The organism is Corynebacterium glyciniphilum AJ 3170, assembly GCF_000626675.1.
Taxonomy (GTDB): Bacteria; Actinomycetota; Actinomycetes; order Mycobacteriales; family Mycobacteriaceae; genus Corynebacterium; species Corynebacterium glyciniphilum.
In genome coordinates this window covers 1,917,628-1,936,331 of the sequence record NZ_CP006842.1, presented here as the reverse complement: position 1 = coordinate 1,936,331, position 18,704 = coordinate 1,917,628, and the positions used below count along the sequence as shown (strand labels likewise).

Sequence of the window (18,704 nt, the reverse complement as noted above, 5' to 3'; positions counted from 1 at the left end):
ACCTCTGATGATCGCTGTCGGTGCAGTATTCGCAGCCCTTGCGGCTCTGGTGCACGTGCTCATCTTCTACCTGGAGTCCATGGCCTGGACAACGCCACGCGGCCGCGCCGTGTTCGGTACTACCCGGGAAGAAGCAGAGAACACACGGGAACTGGCATTCAACCAGGGGTTCTACAATCTGTTTCTCGCGCTCCAGGTTGCCGCCGGAGTCGTCCTGCTCCTCGCCGGGGCGACCGGTACCGGGGTGGCGTTGGTCCTCGCGGGCACGGCCTCGATGGCGGCCGCGGCCACAGTCCTCGCGGTGACGTCACCGGAGAAGCGCAGCGCGGCGATGAAACAGGGAGTGTTCCCGATGATCGCTGTTGTGCTGACAGCTGTAGGTCTCATTGTGTGACCGGTCTGGGCGACGGAAGGCGCGTTACGCGGGGTTAGTCATCATGAGTCCAGTCCCGCACCGTTCCGACGAGTTCCTCGATGACGTCTTCCAGGGTGATCACCCCGACCACGGCGCCGCCGTCGGAGATCTGTGCCATGTGTGAGCTTGTCCTGCGCAGTTCCTTCATCGCGTGGTCGAAGTTCACTCCGCCCTCGACAGTGATCAGCGTGCGGATGTCATGGGCGTCTACAAGTTGGTCCGGTCCGGTTGCCGGGTCCAGCAGGTTGTCGAGGACGTCTTTGACGTGGATGTATCCGAGATAGTTTCCGGACGGTCCAGCCACAGGAAAGCGCGAGTACCCCGTGTCGGAGACGGCTTCTTCCACCTGCCCCACGGTGATCCTCCCCGTGTCGGAGTCGACGGGGATCGTGTGGACCTCCGACCGCGGGATCATCACCTCACTGAGGGTGCGTTTCGAGGAGTTCAGGGCCTTCGACAGGCGGGTGGCCTCCGAGGGACCGATCAGTCCCTCGGACCGGGATTCCGCGATCATCTGGGAGAGCTCGGAGGGGGAGACGGTGGAGTCCAGCTCATCTTTCTGCTCCACCCCGAACAACTTCAGGGTGATCCGGGCAATCCAGTTGAGGAACACCATCACCGGGTGCACCAGGCGGCAGAACAGGAGGTGAGGAGCGACCAGGACGGTGGCCACGGTTTCTGGACCTGCAAGTGCGATGTTCTTCGGAACCATTTCGCCGAGAATGATGTGCAGGATGGTGACGATCAGCAGGGAGATCGCGAACGAGACCGGGTGCAGAAGATCGTCCGGAAGCCCGGCGGCGTGGAACGGGGTCTCGATGAGGTGGGCGATAGCGGGTTCACCGACTTTACCGAGCAGCACCGAAGCCACGGTGATCCCGAACTGGGCTCCCGCGAGCATGATCGTGAGGTGCTCGATCGCGTAACGAACCTTGCCTGCGCGACGGTTCCCGGCGGCGATCATGTTCTCCAGCCGGTCACGACGCGACGAGATCAGCGAGAACTCCACACCGACAAAGTAGGCGTTGAGTCCCAGGAGCAGAACGGCGAACGCGATAGCCAAGAGGTCATTCATCACGGTCACCGTCCGCATCCACGACGTGGGTGTCGGGGACAGGGCGGAGCTGGACCCGGTCGATCCGGCGGCTGTCCATGGACACCACGGTGGCCTCCCACCGGACAGGGTTCCCGTCGGTGACACGTTCCACGAGGTCGCGCTCGCTCCGGGGAAGCATAACCCTGTCGCCTTCGGACGGAATGCGGCCGAGCGTCGACATCACCAGACCACCCAACGTCTCGTACGGGCCGTCCGGGGCGGCATATCCGCAGGCATCCTCGAGCTCATCGCAGCGCACCAAGCCGGAGAGATCCCAGAACTGCCCACTGCGTTGAACCTCGGAATCCGTCCGGTCGTCGTGTTCATCCCAGACTTCGCCGAGGATCTCCTCGACGACATCCTCGATGGACACGATGCCGGCGGTTCCCCCGTATTCGTCGACGACAAGGACGAGCTGGGAACCGGCGGACCGGACGAGGTTGAGGACGGCGTCACCGCCGAGGCTCGTGGGCACGGTGGGGACCCGGCGTGCGAGGTCCCGCACCGGGGTCGATGCCCGGTCAGCTGCCGGAATGGTGAGTGCATCCTTGACGTGGACGACCCCGATCGTCTCGTCGAGGTCGCCGTTGACTACCGGGAAGCGGGAATGCCCCGATTCGTGGGCTTCACGGATGAGATCGAGCGCGGTATCCGTGGTTTCCAGGGTGTCCACGGTGGACCGTGGTGTCATGAAGTCCTCGGCGCTGGCGTCGCCGAACTTGAGGGAGCGGTCGAGGATGCGCACCTTGGACTGGTCGAACCCCTCGGCGCCGGTGGAGTGTCGGACCAGAGCGGAGAGTTCCTGGGGAGAGCGTGCCGAGGCCAGCTCATCTGCTGGTTCGATGCCGAACCGTCGTACGATCACGTTGGCGGTGTTGTTCATCAACTGGATGAAGCGGTGGAAGACGGTGTTGAAGATCCACACCGGCCGGGTCAGGAGACGGGCGACCTGTAGGGGATTGGCGATGGCGAGGTTCTTCGGGACGAGCTCGCCGAAGACCATCGACAGGATGGTGGCGATGATCAGACTGAGGATCAGGGCCACGGACGTCGAAGCGGAGGCTCCCAGCCCGACGAGTTCGAGCGCCGGGGTGAAGAACCTGGCGAGAATCGGTTCGGCGAGGTAACCGGTTGCCAAGGTGGTGACGGTGATGCCCAGCTGCGATCCGGACAGCATGAAACTGAGGTCGCTGTGGGCACGTTTGACCATCTTCGAGGCGGCATCACCACGTGCGGCGATGTCGTCCTCGATGGTCGAACGCTCCAGGCTGGTCGTGGAGAACTCGACAGCGACGAAGAGGCCGGTGCCGGCGGTCAACAACACGAAGCCGACGAGGCCCAGGATGCTGAGCAGGATGTCCATCCTTGTCCTACCTGTCCAGCCCCAGCTCGCCGAGGTAAGCGGTGACGCCGTGACGGTCCAGCACCCATTCGGTGGGGCTGACTCCGGCCTTTCGCATCATCTGCTCGGTGTCGCGGCGTGTGTCCGCGGTGGTGAGGGTCAGAACGGTGCCTGCCTCGCCAGCCCGTGCGGTGCGACCCGCACGGTGAACGTAGGCCTTGTGCTCTGCCGGCGGGTCGATGTGTACGACCAGGTCCACACCCTTGATGTCGATACCGCGAGCCGCGATGTCCGTGGCGACAAGGACGGTGGCGCGTCCGTCGGAGAACTCCTCGATGGCACGGGTGCGAGCGCCCTGCCCCTTGTTGCCGTGGATTCCAACGGCAGGAACACCATCTCGGACAAGCTTCTTTACTTGACGGTCAACGGTGTGTTTGGTGCGCATGAACATGATCGTCCGTGTCGAGGCGCGACCAAGTTGTAGGACGACGTCGTTCCTGGCAGGTTTGTCGTCCACGACCCCGAGGAAGTGCGACATGGTGTCGACCTTGGCACGGACTTCACCGGTGGAGTGGGTGATCGGGTCATTCATGTAGCGCTGGACGAGGACCTTGATGTCTCCGTCCAGAGTGGCTGAGAAGAACAGGTGCTGGGCGTCGGCGGGGATGTGGTCGACGAGGCGACGGACCTGGGGCAGGAACCCCATGTCCGCCATCTGGTCAGCCTCATCGAGGGCGACGATCTCGACCTGGGTCAGGTCGAGGGCTTTCTGGCGGATGAGGTCTTCCGCACGCCCCGGGGTGGCGACGAGAATGTCGACCGGTCGGGCAAGGGCCGTGAGGTTCCGTTTAATGTTCACGCCACCGACGACCTCGATGACGCGCTGCCCGACAGATTCGGCCAGCGGACGAAGACGTCCGGCGACCTGCTGTGCGAGTTCGCGTGTCGGGACCAGGATCAGGGCCCGTGGCTTACCAGGCCTGGACGCCCCGCCCGTGAGCCGGGTGATGACCGGGAGACCGAAGGTGAAGGTCTTGCCGGAGCCGGTCGGGCCACGTCCCAGGACGTCCTTACCCGTCAGACCGTCCGGGATGGCTGCCGCCTGGATAGGGAACGGGTGCTTGAGACCCTGGGCAGTCAGCTCTTTGACGACGGGATCAGGCAGCCCCATGTCAGCGAAGAGTACTGAGGTATCCACACCGGCAGCGGGGCCGGTGGGAACCGCGGTCTCGGTCACCCTGGGCTGCCGCTTCTCCTGCTGGATGCGCGGTTCCTGAGGGCGACGCTGGGAGCGCTGCCGGTTGTTCTTGTTCTGTGGGCGACTGCCCTGTTTCTGGGGCGCACGGCGCCCCTGATTCGAGCGCTGACCTGACCCTTGACCGGATTCGGGTGATCCGCCGGCGGACGCGTCTGCTGTCCGGTTGCCTGCGCGGTTTCCCGCACGGCTACCTCGGACGACCTTGCGTCGCCGGTTCTGATTACCGGCGTTGGTGCTGCGCCGTCCTTCTTGTTGACCTGACACGGGTTACGCTTCCACCTCGCTGCGGTCTGCGGACCAGAGAGTGTGGAAGTGCCCGGCGCGGTCGGTGCGCTCGTAGGTGTGGGCACCGAAGAAGTCGCGCTGTCCCTGGATGAGTGCGGCGGGCAACCGCTCGGACCGCAGGGAGTCGTAGTAGGACAGCGAGGAGGCGAACACCGGGATCGGCAGGCCGAGCTGGGTGGAGGCGACGACAACGCGTCGCCAGGAGTCCACGAGTGTGCCGACTTCATTGTTGAAGTACGGGTCCAGAAGCAGGGACTGGACGCTCGGGTCGGTGTTGTAGGCGTCCACGATGCGGTTGAGGAACTTTGCGCGGATGATGCATCCGCCACGCCAGATGGTCGCGAGGTCACGGGGATCGACGTCCCATCCGTGTTCGTCGGAGCCTGCCTTGATCTCGTCGAAGCCTTGGGCGTAGGCGACCAGCTTCGAGGCGTAGAGGGCGCGTCGGACGTCCTCGACGAAGTCGTCCTTCGAGACACCAAGGGCGTCGAGCGTGGTCAGCTCGCCGGTGGGGAGGTTGCCGGTGGTTGCCGCACGCTGTGCGCGGGCGCCGGACAGGGCTCGGGCGAATACGGCTTCGCCGATGCCTGTGGTGGGGATGCCGAGGTCGAGAGCGGCCTTGACGGTCCAGCGACCCGTACCCTTCTGGCCGGCAGCGTCCACGATGACGTCGATCAGGGGTTTACCGGTCTCAGCGTCGGTCTGTGAGAGGACTTCTGCGGTGATCTCGATGAGGTAGGAGTCGAGGTCGCCGTCGTTCCAGGTGCGGAAGATCTGCGCGATCTCGGTGGGCTCGATGCCCGCGGCGTAGCGCAACAGGTGATAAGCCTCGCCGATGACCTGCATGTCTGCGTACTCGATGCCGTTGTGGACCATCTTGACGAAGTGGCCGGCACCGTCGGGGCCGATGTGGGTGCAGCACGGGGTGCCGTCGACCTTGGCGGAGATGTCTTCGAGGAGAGGTCCGAGGGACTTGTAGGACTCAGCCGGGCCGCCGGGCATGATGGCCGGGCCGTTGAGTGCACCTTCCTCGCCACCCGAGATCCCGGCGCCGACGAAGTGCAGGCCGCGCTCGGACATCTCGGCCTCACGGCGGATGGTGTCCGTGTAGAGCGCGTTTCCACCGTCGATGATGATGTCGCCGGGTTCCATGGCGTCGGCGAGCTGGGAGATCACGGTGTCGGTGGCGGGGCCGGCCTGCACCATGATCAGGGCGCGCCGCGGGCGTTCCAGAGAGGCGACGAACTCGTCGATCGAGGCGGAGGGCACGAAGCTGCCGGTGGTTCCGAACTCGGCCATGAACGCGTCCGTTTTTGCGGCGGTGCGGTTGTAGACGGCAACGGTGTGGCCGTGGTTGGCGAAGTTCCGGGCGATGTTCGAGCCCATCACTGCGAGGCCGACAACGCCGATCTGTGCGGAGGATTCTGTCATGGTGCACCATGATAGCCCCCTCCGGGCCAACTCCGCCCGCCGCGGGCCGCCTGTCGCTAGACTCTCCGGAATACACATCACATGGACATGAGGAGTAGCAGGCGATGGCGCAGAGTGAGGGACGGACCGGCACCGGGAACGAGGGTGCCGGTAAGGAAGACGGTGCCCTGGAGCGGATGCTGGAACTGATGACATCCGCGAGCACGGGCGAGCTCACCGAAGCGCAGACCGCGGAGCTCGCGGGCATTTTCGAGTCGTCGATCCCGTCCCTCGACCGCACGCTGGGGCTGCGGTACGTTGAGTTCGTTCCCGAGGTGGTCGTGGAGCTGACCATCACGGGCGATCACGTGCAGCCCTGGGGGATCACCAACGGCGGTATCTACGCGACGATGGGGGAGTCCGCGGGGTCGTTCGCCGGTTTCATCGCGGGTGGCGGGGGGATGGTGATGGGGACCACCAATGCGACGAACTTCCTGCGTCCCTCCACCCCGGGTGACGTCATCCGTTCCACCGCCCACGCCGTGCATACCGGTCGGACCAGTCAGCTCTGGCGCATCGACCATGTCAATGCCGGCACGGGTAAGTTGTGTGCCACCACTGAACTGCGCACCGTGGTGGTTCCCCGACAGTAGGCCGGCGTCAGGTCAACGCCGGTGGGCCTGGTCGAAGAATTCAACTTCCCATCGGGCGGCGTCGAGGAACGCCCGTGCAGCTTCGGCGCGCTGTCGGGGGCTTGCTGCCTCGAATGCGTCTTCGACGTAGGTGATCGCCTGCCGGACGCTGTCGGTGAAGTCGTCGCCGGAGTAGGTCTCCAGCCAGGCGGCGTACGGGTTGTCCGGGCTGGAGCGTCCGGCGAGTTCCAGGCCGACTTCGGCGTAGAGCCAGTAGCACGGAAGTACGGCGGCGGCGCCGACGACGTGGTCCCGGGACTGCACACAGCGCATCAGATGTGAGGTGTAGGACGAGGTGACGTGAGACGGCGCTGCGGGGGTGACATCACCCAGCCAGGTGCGGTGCAGCGACGCTTCCTCCTCGAGACACTCGACGGCTCCTCTGACCCAGAAGAGAGCGGAGTCGGAGTCGGGGGCGGTGGCTCCCAGCGCGGCGAGGGCGGGGGAGTACTGCGACAGGTAGACCGCGTCCTGGGCGAGGTAGAAGGTGAAGTCTTCGGTGGCCAGGGTGCCGGAACCCAGATCCGTGATGAACGGAAGTCCGGTGATCGCGCTCAGCAGCGGGGACTGTGCCTGCCACAGGGCAGTGGTCCACGGCCCGGCGGCGGGGATCCTCGCCGCCACCGGATCAGCCGCGCCCACGGGGCCCGCCTCTGCGAGGTCGGCCGGGGTGGTGAGGAGGTCCGGAACGGATGCGGTCAGGCGCCAGGGAGTGGTGTCGGCGGCCTGGGACAGTCGCCGGGCACGGTGAGTGTGGTCTACGGGGCCATTACCGGACCCGACATGCAGGTCATCTGCATGGCGGATGGCCTCGGACAACCACCGGCTGGACCACCGGAGCGCCTCGGCGGGGTCGGCACCACCGGCAATCCGCGTGGCCAGTGCCGAGGAGAGGGAGCACCCGGTGCCGTGGGTGTTGTGGGTGACGACGCGGGGCACCGGGACAGCTGTGACGCGCCCGTCGGGGGAGACGACCGCATTGTCGGCGGTGGGGCCGGACAGGTGACCACCTTTGACGATGACGGTCGTCTGTAGGTCGGCGGCGAGCGTACGCCCCTGCTCCAGAGCCTCGTCCAGCGTGCTGGCGGTCGCGGTGCCTCCGAGGACGGCGAGCTCCGCGAGGTTCGGTGTGATCACGTCCACCGTCCGACACAGGTCGCGCAGGGCTGCTTCAGCGTCTTCGGTGAGGAGACGGTCACCACTGGTGGCGACCATCACCGGGTCGACGACGGTGACCGGCACCGGATGGTCGGCGAGGTAGTCGGTGACGGTGCGGGTGATCTCTGCGGTGCCGAGCATCCCGATCTTGACGGCATCCACCGTCACGTCGTCGAAGACGGCGTCGAGCTGGGCGACCAGGAAGTCAGTGCCGGGGGTGTGGACCTGGCGGACGCCGTGGGTGTTCTGGGCGACGAGGGCCGTCACCACGCTCATGGCGAACCCCCCTGCCGCCCCGATGGATTTGATGTCGGCCTGTGCACCGGCGCCCCCGGTGGGGTCGGTGCCGGCGATGCTGAGTACGCGGGGGATCATGAGGGGTCCTCTACGACGGTGGGGGTGAGCGGTCGGGGGCACAGCGAGCGCAGTTCTCGGGTAGCTGCGGTGGGGTCTGCGGCGGACATGATGGCCGAGACCACGCAGATGCCTGCCACGGCGGTGCGCCCCAGTGCTGCTGCATTAGCAGCGTTGACATGCCCGATGGCGACAGAGGGGATGTCGAGCTCACGGGCGTGTGCGGCGAGCTCGTGGACGCTGCCGGGCCCCGTGACCCCCAGGGCGCGGCCGGTGTCGGTCTTGGTGTCCGTGAGCTCCACCGGCCCCAGCCCCAGAACATCCGGAGGGCGGACACCGTCGCGCATGAGCCGTTCGATCTCCCGGATCTGGGCATGGTTGTCGACGGACAGTCCGATCATCAGGTCATCGGGGAGCATCGCGCGGGCGGTGCGAAAGTCGATGTCATCCTGACCGATATGCAGGTGCAGTCCGAGGCGGCCCGCGATGTCGATCCGGTCATTGATGAACAGGGGGACGCCGGTGCCTGCGAGAATGTCGGCCAGTTCGACGGCGCGGGTCGTGAAAGCGTCGTCGTCGAGGGTCTTATCCCTGAGCTGGACGACGCTCACTCCTCCGTGGAGCGCCTTGGCGACAATGTCCGCCACCGCGTCCCGTCCTCCGCCGAGCACAGGGTCCGTGACCAGATAGAGGCCCCAGTCGACCTGGGGCACTGTGCTACGGGTCAGGTTCATCCGGCGGTCTCCTCGTCTGTTTCAGTGACTGTTTCAGTGACCGAGACCAGCTCAGCAATCACCGAGGGGTCCTCAGCGACGGTGGCGAGGGCGTCAAGCCAGGCGACAGCGAAACTGCCGGGGCCCCTCCGGTTGCCGACGAGGTCTTTCGCGGCGAGCGTGCCCGCCGCCCCGACGTGGGCGTGAGCGGTGAGGACGGCGTCGTGGTCGGTCACGTTCTCCGACCCGGTGCGGGCTGCACCGAGGTAGGCGGCGGTGAGTGCGCCGAGGGAACAGCCGGTGCCGATGACCCGCTGCATCATTGGATCGCCAGAGGCCAGCCAGCTGACCCTCCCGACGGACACGACGAGGTCTTGTGGTCCGGAAACCGCGACGACGCTCCCGGTGCGTTCTGTGAGAGACTGGGCGGCCTGCAGGGCGGCATCGACCTCGTCAGTGGAGTCCACCCCACGCCCGCCGCGCCCCTGCGCGCTGTCGGCGAGGGCGATTACCTCGGAGGCGTTGGCACGCACGGCGGCGGGACGGTGCGCGACGATATCGCGGCTGAACTCGGTGCGCGCGGCCGGACCACCGCATGCGACGGGGTCCAGGACCCAGGGGGTGCGAGCAGCAGTCGCACCGCGCACAGCTTCACGCATGGCAGAGTACTGGGCCGCAGTGGGGCTGCCGGTGTTGACCAGTAGTCCGGAGGCGATCGCCGCGAAGTCGGCGGCCTCTTCCGGAGTGTCGACCATAGCAGGGGAGGCGCCTGCGGCGAGCAGCGCATTGGCGGTGATCTGGGGGACGACCTGGTTGGTGATGCACTGCACCAGGGGCGCGTGCTGACGCAGGTCGTGGACGGTATGGACGATGGTGGTGAGCGTGTCTGACACGGACCATCCCTTCGCTAGTTCGAACTAGAGCAGGTTCAACGGGTGTGTTCTCAGCGCGTCTCTCCGCGCACCCCGTGTCTCGTGACATTCAGCCTACCGTGTCTGGCGGCGCACAAAAGCCTGACCCCGGGCACGCCCTTGGTGAGGGCGTGCCCGGGGTCTCCGGTGGGAAGCGGCGTCGTGACTAGTCGGACACGGCGCGGGTGTCCCGGCCGTCACCGAACTTCAGGTTGTCCCGGACCTCGATGGACCGGATGTTCTGCTCGTCCTCGAGAGTGCGCAGCTTGCGCAGGGCGTTACGAGCATGCAGCTGCTGGCGGGTCGCCACCAGGTGCCACCGGTTGGCGGACAGCGTGTTGAGTCCCCAGCTGTAGGCGGCGACGAAACGGTTACGGAAGCCGACCATGAACATCAGGTGCACCGCGAGCCACATGAACCAGCCGATCGGGCCGGAGATTTCGGCCTTGTCCAGCTTCACCACGGCGTTGAACCGGGACACGATGGCCATGGTCCCCTTGTCGAAGTACTTGAAGTCGGGCCGGTCGGTGACGCCGTCCTCGACCTCGGCACGGATGAGGGAAGCGACGTGCTCGCCGCCCTGGATCGCGACCTGCGCCAGGCCCGGGAGCTTGTCGAGACTCATCATGTCGCCGATGATGAAGATCTCCTTGTGGTCGCCCACGGAGAGATCCTTGTTCACCGGGACGCGACCGGCGCGGTCGGCCTCGACGCCGTCGATCTGGTCGGCGATGTGCTTACCCAGCGGGCTGGCGGCGACACCGGCAGACCAGATCTTGCAGTAGGCGGCGACGGTGGTCTCTTCGTCGGTCTTCATGTTCTTCCAGGTGACACCGTCACGGTCGACGTTGGTGACCAGTGAGTCGGTGACGACCTCGACGCCGAGCTTCTCGAGGGTCTTCTGCGCCTTGCGGCCGAGCTTCTTGCCGAAGGGAGGCAGCACCTGGGGTCCACCGTCGACGAGCAGGATCCGGGTCTGCTCGGTGTCGGTGGTACGGAACTCGTTCCGCAGGGTGCGGTGGGCCATCTCGGCGAGCTGGCCGGCGAGTTCCACACCGGTGGGACCGGCGCCGACGATGACGAAGGTCAGCTGACGTGCCTTCTCCGCAGGGTCGTCGGTGATCTCGGCGCGCTCGAAAGCGCCGGTGATACGGGCGCGGAGTTCGAGGGCATCGTCGATGCTCTTCATGCCGGGGGCGAACTCGGCGAAGTGATCGTTGCCGAAGTAGGACTGGCTGGCGCCGGCGGCGACAATGAGGGAGTCGTACTGCAGGACGACGTCCTTACCTCCCAGATCAGCAGTGATGATCTTGTCGTCGACGTTAACGTCACGCACCTCGGCTTTGATGACCCGTGCATTCTTCTGCTTCCGCAGGATCTGGCGGATCGTCGGGGCGATCTCGCCGGAGGACAGCACACCGGTGGCCACCTGGTACAGCAACGGCTGGAACAGGTGGTGGTTGGTGCGGTCGATGATGGTGACGTCGACATCGGCGCCGGCGAACTTCTTGGCGGCGAACAGCCCGCCGAAGCCTCCGCCGATGATGACGACGTGGTGGCGGCCGGAAGGCCGGAAGGGGGTGGCGGTTGTCATATCAGCGAAACTCCTCGTTCTGCGGTGACTGGTGAGGGCGCTCGTCTGTGTTGGCGCCGGTGGTCACCACGTGTTCTCTCTGCGTTGTGTCTTTAGCACTGCTGCGTGTTCTACAGGGGGTCGGTGGACGCCGGTGTAGTGTCGTCAGCCGACGGACCTCCCGGTCGCGTCGGACCTGAGTGCCCATACTAGTGCCTGTCGTCGATCTCCTCATCACGCGGGCAGGATGCGGTCAGCTCTCACCGAACCCGGTTCCGTTTCGGGTGCAACCGGGGGTGAATGATAGTTTTTGTCGGAAACGCATGATACCAGCGAGGACGGAGGCAGATGTGGCACCACCTGTCGACGACGGCCGTCGCCGTCGCGACCCGCGGGACAGTCGGGAGACCTACGTCGACCCAGAGCGCTGGCCGGGGGTGGCACGTCTGCCCGAGGCGTCGTTTCTCGGACGGCGTGCGGTCAACCTGCAGCAACGTCTGGAGGACCTGACCCAGGAGCACGGGGTGGCGTTGACACCGGGCGCGACTCCCCGTTTCGTGGTCGATGACGGACTGGTCCTCGACCGTGTCGTCGACTCCGGGTGGCTCGGGCTGGCTGAGGGGTACATGGCGGGGGAGTGGAGCGCCGAACCGCTGCCGGATGTTCTGGGGGTGCTGTTGACACAGCCGTTGGAGGGCGGTTTCGGACGGACGCTGTCCCGGCGCCGTCGGCGGGTGTCCGGGCATGTGCGCGCCGGCGATCTCCCCGACAGTCTCGTGGACATCTACGCGGGGCGGTACCGTGCGACCGGCTCCGCACTCTTCGCCTCCGGGACGCGGACATCCGAGGTGGACAACCCGGACCAGGCCGGTCACCACCCCGCGGTGACGGTCCGGTACTTTGATGCCCCCACCGACCCTGAGCTCGTCGACCGTGCTGACCTGGACTCCGCCCAGCGTCACCGCATCAACACCATGCTCGATGAGGCGCAGGTCGGTCCGGGGCACCGGGTGCTGGAGCTGCCGTCGTCGGGTGGAGCGCTCCCGGTCATGGCAGCCCAGCGGGGTGCGCACGTGGACGTGCTGACCTCGGACGTCGAGCATGCGGAACGGGTGCGTGCCTATGCGCACGACGCCGGCGTGGGTGGTGCAGTGCGCGTACAGACCATCCGCGGGCCCGTCCCGTCGCCCCGGCAGTGGTCGGGTACCTACGACGCCGTCTTCAGCGTGGAACGCATGGAGACTCTCGGTGACGACGGCACCATCCATTTTCTTCGGGCGGTTGAGCGCATGTTGGCGTCGGACGGGATCGCCGTGATCCAGTCGGTGGTGCGTGTTCCTGATTCCGGTCTACCGGAGGAGACGGTGGGTGAGAGTCTGGACGTGATGCGTGCCTACGTCTGGCCCGCCGTGGAGTACCCCACCGATGAGCATGTGCTGTCGCGTGCGAACCGGGCAGGCCTACGTCTCACCGCACACAACCGGATGGGCTCCCACTATGCGACTACGCTCGCGCTGTGGCGCTCGGCGTTCAACGCCAGGGAACGTGCCGCGGCTGCGGCGGGCTTCGATGCCGTCTACCGACGGCTGTGGAACTACCAGCTCGCCCTGCACGAGGCTCTCGCCCGTGCCGGAGCACTGGACTGCCAGCAGTTCGTGTTCCGTCGATTCTGACCTCTACACGGTGTAGAGGTCGGTATCCCTGGTCTCCGGCATCAGACGGATGGCCACCAGGCTGATGAGCACGACGACGGCCAGGTAGACGCCGACCGCCCAGGGGCCGTAGGCGGTGGCCAGTGCGACGGCGATGAACGGGGCGACGGCCGCGCCGAGGATGGACGCGACGTTGTAGGAGATGCCTGAGCCGGTGTACCGCACGTTGGTGGGGAACATCTCGGGGAGGACCGCGGACATGGAGCCGAAGATCAGGCCCATCAGGAGCATGCCGATGCCCAGGAAGATTCCGGCCTTGGCCTCACCGGAGGTCGCCGGGTCGAGGAAGGCCTGGAATGCGCAGCAGTAGGCCAGGACCAGGACAGAGACCACGGTGAGGTAGCGGCGACGTCCCACGGTGTCAGAGAGATAGCCGGCCAGGGGAACGCCGACCACGAAGAACAGCACGGTGATCAGCTGGATGACAAGGAAGTGGTTGTAGGGGATGCCCAGCCCTTCGCCGGCATCGCGGTCGCCGATACCGAAGGACAGGAACCAGGTCGTCACCAGGTAGAACAGGGTATAGGTGGAGACCATCACGAAAGTGCCGAGCAGGACGGGGCGCCAGGCGGTCCGGAAGACCTCGAGGGTGGGTACCTTGACGTCTTCGCCCTTGTCGAGGGTGTCCTGGAAGACCGGGGTCTCCTCAAGCTTGAAGCGCACATACAGTCCGATAATGACCATCACGGCAGACAGCAGGAACGGCACGCGCCATCCCCAGGTCATGAACGCACCGCCGGGTTCACCGTGGGTGTGGTCCATGCCCAGGACGAGGATGAGGAACAGGCCGTTGGCGAGGATGAATCCGAAGGGAGCGCCGAGCTGGGGCCACATCGCGGCACGGGCGCGCTTGCCTTCCTCGGCGTTTTCCGTGGCCAGAAGTGCGGCACCGGACCATTCTCCGCCGAGACCGAGGCCCTGACAGAAGCGCATCAGTGCGAGAAGCGCCGGAGCCCACAACCCGATCTGCTCGTAGGTGGGGAGCAGTCCGATGATGAAAGTGGCGATGCCCATGGTCAGCAGGGCGCCGATCAGCGTGGCTTTACGTCCGATCCGGTCACCGAAATGTCCGAAGAGGATCGAGCCGACCGGCCGTGCCACGAAGGCGAGACCGAAGGTGGCGAGGGAGGCCAGGAGGCCGACGGTGGAGTTCTCGTTCTCCGGGAAGAAAAGGTGCGGGAAGACGATGATCGCGGCCGTTGCGTAGGCGTAGAAGTCGTAGAACTCGATCGTCGTACCGATGGTCGAGGCGAAGATCACACGGCTCTTCTTGTTGCCGGTGGCCCGGGTCGTGGCCTCTGACGGCGGACCGGAATGATCGGTGAGGGATGTGGTCATGGGATGGCTGTGATTCTCTCTTCAGGAACGTGAATGTGTCTACAGGACGATGAGGGAAACTACCCTTCTCATACAACGAACGCAAGTGTCCGCTGTATGGGATATCTGGCTTGTGCTCCCCGCCTGGGCCGCAACACTTAGACTCCTTTTGTATGGGAGAGAACCGAGGAAGCACAGACAGTACCGTGATCATCGTCGGCGCCGGCCTTGCCGGCCTCGTCGCCGCCTACGAGGCGGAGAAGGCAGGACGGGAGGTGGTCGTTCTCGACCAGGAGAATCGTGCCAACCTCGGAGGCCAGGCGTACTGGTCTCTCGGTGGACTCTTCTACGTCGGCAGCCCCGAGCAGAAACTCATGGGTATCCACGACTCCGAGGACCTGGCTTGGCGAGACTGGCGGAACTCTGCGGACTACGACATGTCCGACAATGACCACTGGCCACGCCAATGGGGGCGGGCCTACGTCCACTTCGCGGCGACGGAGAAACGCGATTACCTGCGTGCCCTCGGACTGAACGTCCTGCCTACGGTGGGGTGGGCGGAACGAGGCAGCGGGAACGCCTCCGGGCACGGCAATTCGGTGCCACGGTTCCACCTCACCTGGGGCACCGGGCCGGAGGTCGTCCGGGTCTTCAGGGAACCCCTGCTCGATGCGGAGCGGAGGGGTACCGTACGGTTCGCCTTCCGCCACCGGGTCGATGAACTGATCGTCGAGGACGGAGCGGTGGTCGGCGTGCGTGGCAGCATCCTGGCCCCGTGCGACGACCTGGGGCGGGGCGTCGCCTCACCCCGTGACGTGGTGGACACCTTCGAGTACCGGGGTGCCGCAGTGGCGGTCACCTCCGGCGGCATCGGCGGTAACCTGGACCTGGTGCGGCGTTCCTGGCCGACGGAGCGGTGGGGAGAGTGCCCCACCGACCTCGTGGTAGGGGTGCCGGCGCATGTCGACGGCCGGATGATCGGCATCTCGACCGACGCTGGGGCGACGACGGTCAACACCGACCGGATGTGGCACTACACCGAGGGGATGGCCAACTGGGATCCGATCTGGCCCGGTCACGGGATCCGCATCATTCCCGGCCCCAGCACACTGTGGTTCGATGCAGCAGGACGTCGACTGCCCACCAATATCTTCCCCGGCTCCGACAACCTCGCTTCGTTGGAGCACATCGGACGCACCGGACACTGCTACAGCTGGTTCGTGCTCGACAAGACCATCGCCGACAAGGAGTTCATCTTCTCAGGCTCCGAGCAGAATCCTGATCTTACCGACAAGTCCCTGCTTAAGCTGGTCGGCAAGGTCGGGCCCGGCACGCATGTCGCGGTGCGTAACTTCATGGATCACGGCGAGGACTGGGTCATCGCCGATGACCTGGAGTCGCTCGTGGAGGGGATGAACGGCCTGACGGACGACGCCGCACCGGTGGTCGACCCGGAGGAACTCCGTGATCAGATTGAGGACCGCGACAGTCAGCTCGACAACAAGTTCTCCAAGGACGCCCAGGTCAATTACCTGGGGACGGCACGGAAGTTCCTCGGTGACAAGATCGTGCGAGCCGCGAAACCCCACAAGATCCTCGACCCCGCCCACGGCCCGCTGATCGCCGTACGGCTGCGGATCGTGACACGCAAGACCCTCGGTGGCATCGAGACCGACCTGTCGGGACGGTGTCTGCGGTCGGACGGCACGGTCCTGCCGGGGTTGTACGCCGCCGGCGAAGTAGCCGGTTTCGGGGGAGGCGGCATGCACGGAAAGAACGCCTTGGAGGGCACGTTCCTCGGCGGCTGTATCCACAGCGGCAAGCGCGTTGGCGAAGCACTGGGTGCCGTCGCCGCGGGCAGTTAGCAGCCAGCTGGGAGGCAGAGGCTAGGAAGCCTCGCCGCCAGTGGGGGTTCCGGTCGGTGTGATGACCGGGAAATCCGACCAGGGGAAGTCAATCCATTGGTCGGTCTTCTTCCACACGTAGTCCGGCTTGATGATCGAGCGGGACTTCTCGTAGATCACCGCGGTACGTGCTTCCGCGACGGTCTCCGCACAGTACTCCTGGACGAGTTCCAGGGTCTTGCCGGAATCGGCGACGTCGTCGGCGATGAGGACCTTCATGCCGGACAGGTCGACGGCCTCGGGGGTCGGGGGAAGCATCACCGGCTGGTCGAGGGTCTCACCGACCCCGGTGTAGAACTCCACGTTGATCACGGAGACGTTCTTGATACCCATCGCGTAGCCCAGGGCCCCGCCGATGAGAAGCCCGCCACGGGCGATCGAGAGGATCAGGTCGGGCTTGTAATCGTCCACGACCGTCTGCGCCAGCTCCTTGATGGCGGCGCCGAAGAGGTCGTAGGTGAGGATCTCGCGTTCAGTGCTCGTGGGGCTCATAGCTTCTCATCGTATCGTGTGCGGCATACGGACCTGACAGGCTAGTCCCGGTTACGCTCCGGGGTCGTCGGATCTCCGTCCGCATCCTCGTCGCCGACGTCGTCGACGCGTCCAGCGCGGGTGGAACTGGTGGAGTACCCGTCCTCCGGTGTCCACCCGTCGGCCCATTCCCCGGACCCGTAGTCGTAGCCGACGTCGTTGCCGTCCTCGTCGGTGCGACGGTACCAGTCGGTGATCTTGTCCGCGGTGGAGTCGAAGTGGGCACCCGCGCCGGCACCGTCCTCGGTCCGTGCAACGGAAAACTCGAAGTCGTCCCCGTGTTCCTGCATTCCCTTGACGACCGCATTCTGGATGGCGGAGCGAGCGTAGTCACGCCGGATAGCGGCGGGGTCGGTCGAGAGGTCCTTCACGAAGGCCACCGCCAGCCCGATGAGCACCACGGAGAAAGGTATGGCGATGAGAATCGTCAGGTTCTGCAGGCCCGTCAAGGCAGTCTCCCCACCGGTGAGCAGCATGACTACGGCGATTCCCATCATGCACAGACCCCAGAACACCACGACCAGCTTGTTGGGTGCGGGATTCCCCCGCTCCGAGAGTGTGCCCATCACCAGCGACGCGGAGTCCGCGGAGGTGATGAAGAAGATCGCCAGAACGAAGATGATGATGAACGGGGTGATCGAACTCAGCGGAAGATTGTCGAACATGGCGAACAACACCTGCTCGGGGGAAGACTCGCCGTTCATCCCCTCCCGCCCGTCCTGGAAGAAGCTGATGGCTGTACCGCCGAAGATGGTGAAAGCGAGGATCAGGATGAACGTCGGTGCCAGTGTGGTCACCAGCGCGAATTCGCGGATGGTCCGGCCACGGGAAATGCGGGCGATGAACAGTCCGACGAACGGTGTCCATGCGATCCACCAGGCCCAGTAGAACGCCGTCCACACCGACTGGAATTCCAGCGTGTCATCGCCCCAGGACAGTGAACGTCCCATCATGTCGAGCATGTTGTCGGCGTAGGCCATGATGCCCGAGGGCACCAGGTTCAGCAGGAACAGCGTCGGTCCGAGGATGAAGGTGAACAGCACCAGACCGAGTGTCAGGCTGATGTTGATGTTAGAGAGGTACCGGATGCCACGAGCGACACCCGATACGGCACTGATGATGAAACACAGGGTCAGCACGGCGATGATCATGATCAACACCGTGTTGGTGATGCGGGAGGCGCCCGAGACGATCTGGATCCCCTCACTGATCTGCAACGCAGACAGTCCCAGGGTGGCTGCGGTTCCGAAGAGGGTCGCGATGATCGCCATCATGTCGACCAGCCGTCCGGCGAGTCCTGTCGTCTGGCGCTCTCCGAAGAGGGAGCGGAACGCCGAGCTGAACAGTGAGACCCGTCCACGCCGGTAGGAGCTGTACGCCAGGGCGCCGCCGACCATCGCGTAGAGCCCCCAGATCGCCAGGCCCCAGTGGAAGTGTGCCTGCGCCAGGCCACGGTGCAGGGCTTCCGGGGTCTCCGGGTCAGTGGTGTGCGGCGGCGGGTCCATGTAATAAGTCAACGGCTCGGAGGGACCGAAGAAGAAGATGCCCACGCCGAGGCCGGCACCGAACATCATGGCGATCCAGGCGAACCGGGAGAACTCCGGTTCTTCATCGTCAGTACCGAGTTTGATCCTCCCGAACCGGGAGAAGGCAAGGTAGAGCATCAGGACGACGGCAGAGACCATCACTACATTGAGCAGCCAGCCGACATTCTTGATCGCCCAGGCGAACATTGTCGACGACACGTTGGACACAGATGTCGGGCTGCTGATTCCCCAGGCGATGAACGAGAGGATGAGGGCCGCGGTAATGAAGAAAACGGCCTTGTCCAGCCCGAAGCGGTTGCGCTGGTCGTCGACGCTGATGCCGGGGACGAGCCCGGGATGCATGTCGTCCGGGTAACGTCCCGCCTCTGCCGCAGCGGGCGGGGTGGGGGAGTCGGCGACGGGCGTATACCCGTCGGGCGACGTGGGTTCCGGGGATTCCGGCACGGAGTCATTCCGTTCTCCGCCTGGTGGGTGTCCCGTTCTGAA

The 18,704-nt window shown here is 65.4% G+C and carries 15 protein-coding genes and 1 riboswitch; of the genes, 4 read left to right on the top strand and 11 right to left on the bottom strand.

Annotated features, from left to right (window positions below; translation table 11 throughout):
* Window positions 1-7: 7 nt before the first annotated feature.
* Window positions 8-394 carry a DUF1304 domain-containing protein gene (locus CGLY_RS09105; RefSeq protein WP_038548787.1) on the top strand — a complete coding sequence of 129 codons (387 nt, stop codon included), beginning with the start codon at window positions 8-10 and terminating at the stop codon, window positions 392-394.
* Between the two features lie 34 nt (window positions 395-428).
* Here the strand turns inward: CGLY_RS09105 and CGLY_RS09100 are convergent, their stop codons facing one another.
* The 4 genes from CGLY_RS09100 to gndA all read right to left on the bottom strand — a co-directional run bounded on the left by CGLY_RS09100 (window position 429) and on the right by gndA (window position 5,827).
* The gene (locus CGLY_RS09100) at window positions 429-1,490 is read right to left on the bottom strand and encodes a hemolysin family protein (protein WP_038548781.1); all 1,062 of its coding nucleotides are present in this window, start codon (window positions 1,488-1,490) and stop codon (window positions 429-431) included.
* The gene (locus CGLY_RS09095) at window positions 1,483-2,874 is read right to left on the bottom strand and encodes a hemolysin family protein (RefSeq protein WP_038548773.1); all 1,392 of its coding nucleotides are present in this window, start codon (window positions 2,872-2,874) and stop codon (window positions 1,483-1,485) included. The genes CGLY_RS09100 and CGLY_RS09095 overlap by 8 nt, the downstream gene beginning before the upstream one ends.
* A 7-nt stretch (window positions 2,875-2,881) precedes the next feature.
* A complete protein-coding gene (locus CGLY_RS09090; RefSeq protein WP_038552266.1) occupies window positions 2,882-4,024 on the bottom strand; it encodes a DEAD/DEAH box helicase in 1,143 nt (380 codons plus the stop codon).
* Between the two features lie 354 nt (window positions 4,025-4,378).
* On the bottom strand, window positions 4,379-5,827 hold the full coding sequence (gndA, locus tag CGLY_RS09085) for an NADP-dependent phosphogluconate dehydrogenase (RefSeq protein ID WP_038548769.1): 1,449 nt from the start codon (window positions 5,825-5,827) through the stop codon (window positions 4,379-4,381).
* 104 nt (window positions 5,828-5,931) lie between these two features.
* On the opposite strand from gndA, the gene CGLY_RS09080 reads away from it, so the two are divergent.
* Entirely contained in the window at window positions 5,932-6,459 is a 528-nt protein-coding gene (locus tag CGLY_RS09080; RefSeq protein ID WP_052539966.1) for a PaaI family thioesterase, read from the top strand.
* Between the two features lie 12 nt (window positions 6,460-6,471).
* Here CGLY_RS09080 and CGLY_RS09075 read toward each other — a convergent pair whose 3' ends face one another.
* From CGLY_RS09075 to CGLY_RS09060, 4 genes are all read right to left on the bottom strand, one after another.
* Entirely contained in the window at window positions 6,472-8,031 is a 1,560-nt protein-coding gene (locus CGLY_RS09075; RefSeq protein WP_038548764.1) for a bifunctional hydroxymethylpyrimidine kinase/phosphomethylpyrimidine kinase, read from the bottom strand.
* Window positions 8,028-8,744, bottom strand: coding sequence for a thiamine phosphate synthase (thiE, locus tag CGLY_RS09070; RefSeq protein ID WP_052539964.1), 717 nt, complete (start codon window positions 8,742-8,744; stop codon window positions 8,028-8,030). The genes CGLY_RS09075 and thiE overlap by 4 nt, the downstream gene beginning before the upstream one ends.
* Window positions 8,741-9,595 (bottom strand): hydroxyethylthiazole kinase, encoded by an 855-nt coding sequence (thiM, locus tag CGLY_RS09065; RefSeq protein ID WP_144313737.1) that lies wholly within the window; start codon window positions 9,593-9,595, stop codon window positions 8,741-8,743. The genes thiE and thiM overlap by 4 nt, the downstream gene beginning before the upstream one ends.
* A gap of 10 nt (window positions 9,596-9,605) precedes the next feature.
* Window positions 9,606-9,701, bottom strand: a riboswitch (TPP riboswitch).
* Window positions 9,702-9,800: 99 nt separating this feature from the next.
* Window positions 9,801-11,228, bottom strand: a complete 1,428-nt coding sequence (locus CGLY_RS09060) for an NAD(P)/FAD-dependent oxidoreductase (protein ID WP_038548759.1) — start codon at window positions 11,226-11,228, stop codon at window positions 9,801-9,803.
* 329 nt (window positions 11,229-11,557) lie between these two features.
* Here CGLY_RS09060 and CGLY_RS09055 point away from each other — a divergent pair, with 329 nt between their 5' ends.
* Complete coding sequence (locus CGLY_RS09055; RefSeq protein ID WP_052539960.1) at window positions 11,558-12,880, top strand: class I SAM-dependent methyltransferase; 1,323 nt, start codon at window positions 11,558-11,560, stop codon at window positions 12,878-12,880.
* A 3-nt stretch (window positions 12,881-12,883) separates the two neighbouring features.
* Here the strand turns inward: CGLY_RS09055 and CGLY_RS09050 are convergent, their stop codons facing one another.
* Window positions 12,884-14,257, bottom strand: a complete 1,374-nt coding sequence (locus CGLY_RS09050) for an MFS transporter (protein WP_081803853.1) — start codon at window positions 14,255-14,257, stop codon at window positions 12,884-12,886.
* A 152-nt stretch (window positions 14,258-14,409) separates the two neighbouring features.
* Between CGLY_RS09050 and CGLY_RS09045 the strand changes: the two genes are divergently transcribed.
* Entirely contained in the window at window positions 14,410-16,101 is a 1,692-nt protein-coding gene (locus CGLY_RS09045) for an FAD-binding dehydrogenase (protein ID WP_038548754.1), read from the top strand.
* 21 nt (window positions 16,102-16,122) lie between these two features.
* On the opposite strand, the gene CGLY_RS09040 is transcribed toward CGLY_RS09045, so the two are convergent.
* Both CGLY_RS09040 and CGLY_RS09035 read right to left on the bottom strand, forming a co-directional pair.
* Window positions 16,123-16,632: a phosphoribosyltransferase gene (locus tag CGLY_RS09040; RefSeq protein WP_038548751.1), complete on the bottom strand. Its 510-nt coding sequence runs from the start codon at window positions 16,630-16,632 to the stop codon at window positions 16,123-16,125.
* Between the two features lie 41 nt (window positions 16,633-16,673).
* Window positions 16,674-18,560, bottom strand: a complete 1,887-nt coding sequence (locus CGLY_RS09035; RefSeq protein WP_081804051.1) for a BCCT family transporter — start codon at window positions 18,558-18,560, stop codon at window positions 16,674-16,676.
* Window positions 18,561-18,704: the final 144 nt, after the last annotated feature.

Coding starts and splice junctions, on each gene's coding strand:
- CGLY_RS09035 (WP_081804051.1), bottom strand. CDS start 18,560: ATGCATCCCGGGCTCGTCCCCGGCATCAGCGTCGACGACCAGCGCAAC.
- CGLY_RS09095 (WP_038548773.1), bottom strand. CDS start 2,874: ATGGACATCCTGCTCAGCATCCTGGGCCTCGTCGGCTTCGTGTTGTTG.
- thiE (WP_052539964.1), bottom strand. CDS start 8,744: ATGAACCTGACCCGTAGCACAGTGCCCCAGGTCGACTGGGGCCTCTAT.
- CGLY_RS09080 (WP_052539966.1), top strand. CDS start 5,932: ATGGCGCAGAGTGAGGGACGGACCGGCACCGGGAACGAGGGTGCCGGT.
- gndA (WP_038548769.1), bottom strand. CDS start 5,827: ATGACAGAATCCTCCGCACAGATCGGCGTTGTCGGCCTCGCAGTGATG.
- CGLY_RS09075 (WP_038548764.1), bottom strand. CDS start 8,031: ATGATCCCCCGCGTACTCAGCATCGCCGGCACCGACCCCACCGGGGGC.
- CGLY_RS09040 (WP_038548751.1), bottom strand. CDS start 16,632: ATGAGCCCCACGAGCACTGAACGCGAGATCCTCACCTACGACCTCTTC.
- CGLY_RS09060 (WP_038548759.1), bottom strand. CDS start 11,228: ATGACAACCGCCACCCCCTTCCGGCCTTCCGGCCGCCACCACGTCGTC.
- CGLY_RS09105 (WP_038548787.1), top strand. CDS start 8: ATGATCGCTGTCGGTGCAGTATTCGCAGCCCTTGCGGCTCTGGTGCAC.
- CGLY_RS09090 (WP_038552266.1), bottom strand. CDS start 4,024: ATGGGGCTGCCTGATCCCGTCGTCAAAGAGCTGACTGCCCAGGGTCTC.
- CGLY_RS09100 (WP_038548781.1), bottom strand. CDS start 1,490: ATGAATGACCTCTTGGCTATCGCGTTCGCCGTTCTGCTCCTGGGACTC.
- CGLY_RS09045 (WP_038548754.1), top strand. CDS start 14,410: ATGGGAGAGAACCGAGGAAGCACAGACAGTACCGTGATCATCGTCGGC.
- CGLY_RS09050 (WP_081803853.1), bottom strand. CDS start 14,257: ATGACCACATCCCTCACCGATCATTCCGGTCCGCCGTCAGAGGCCACG.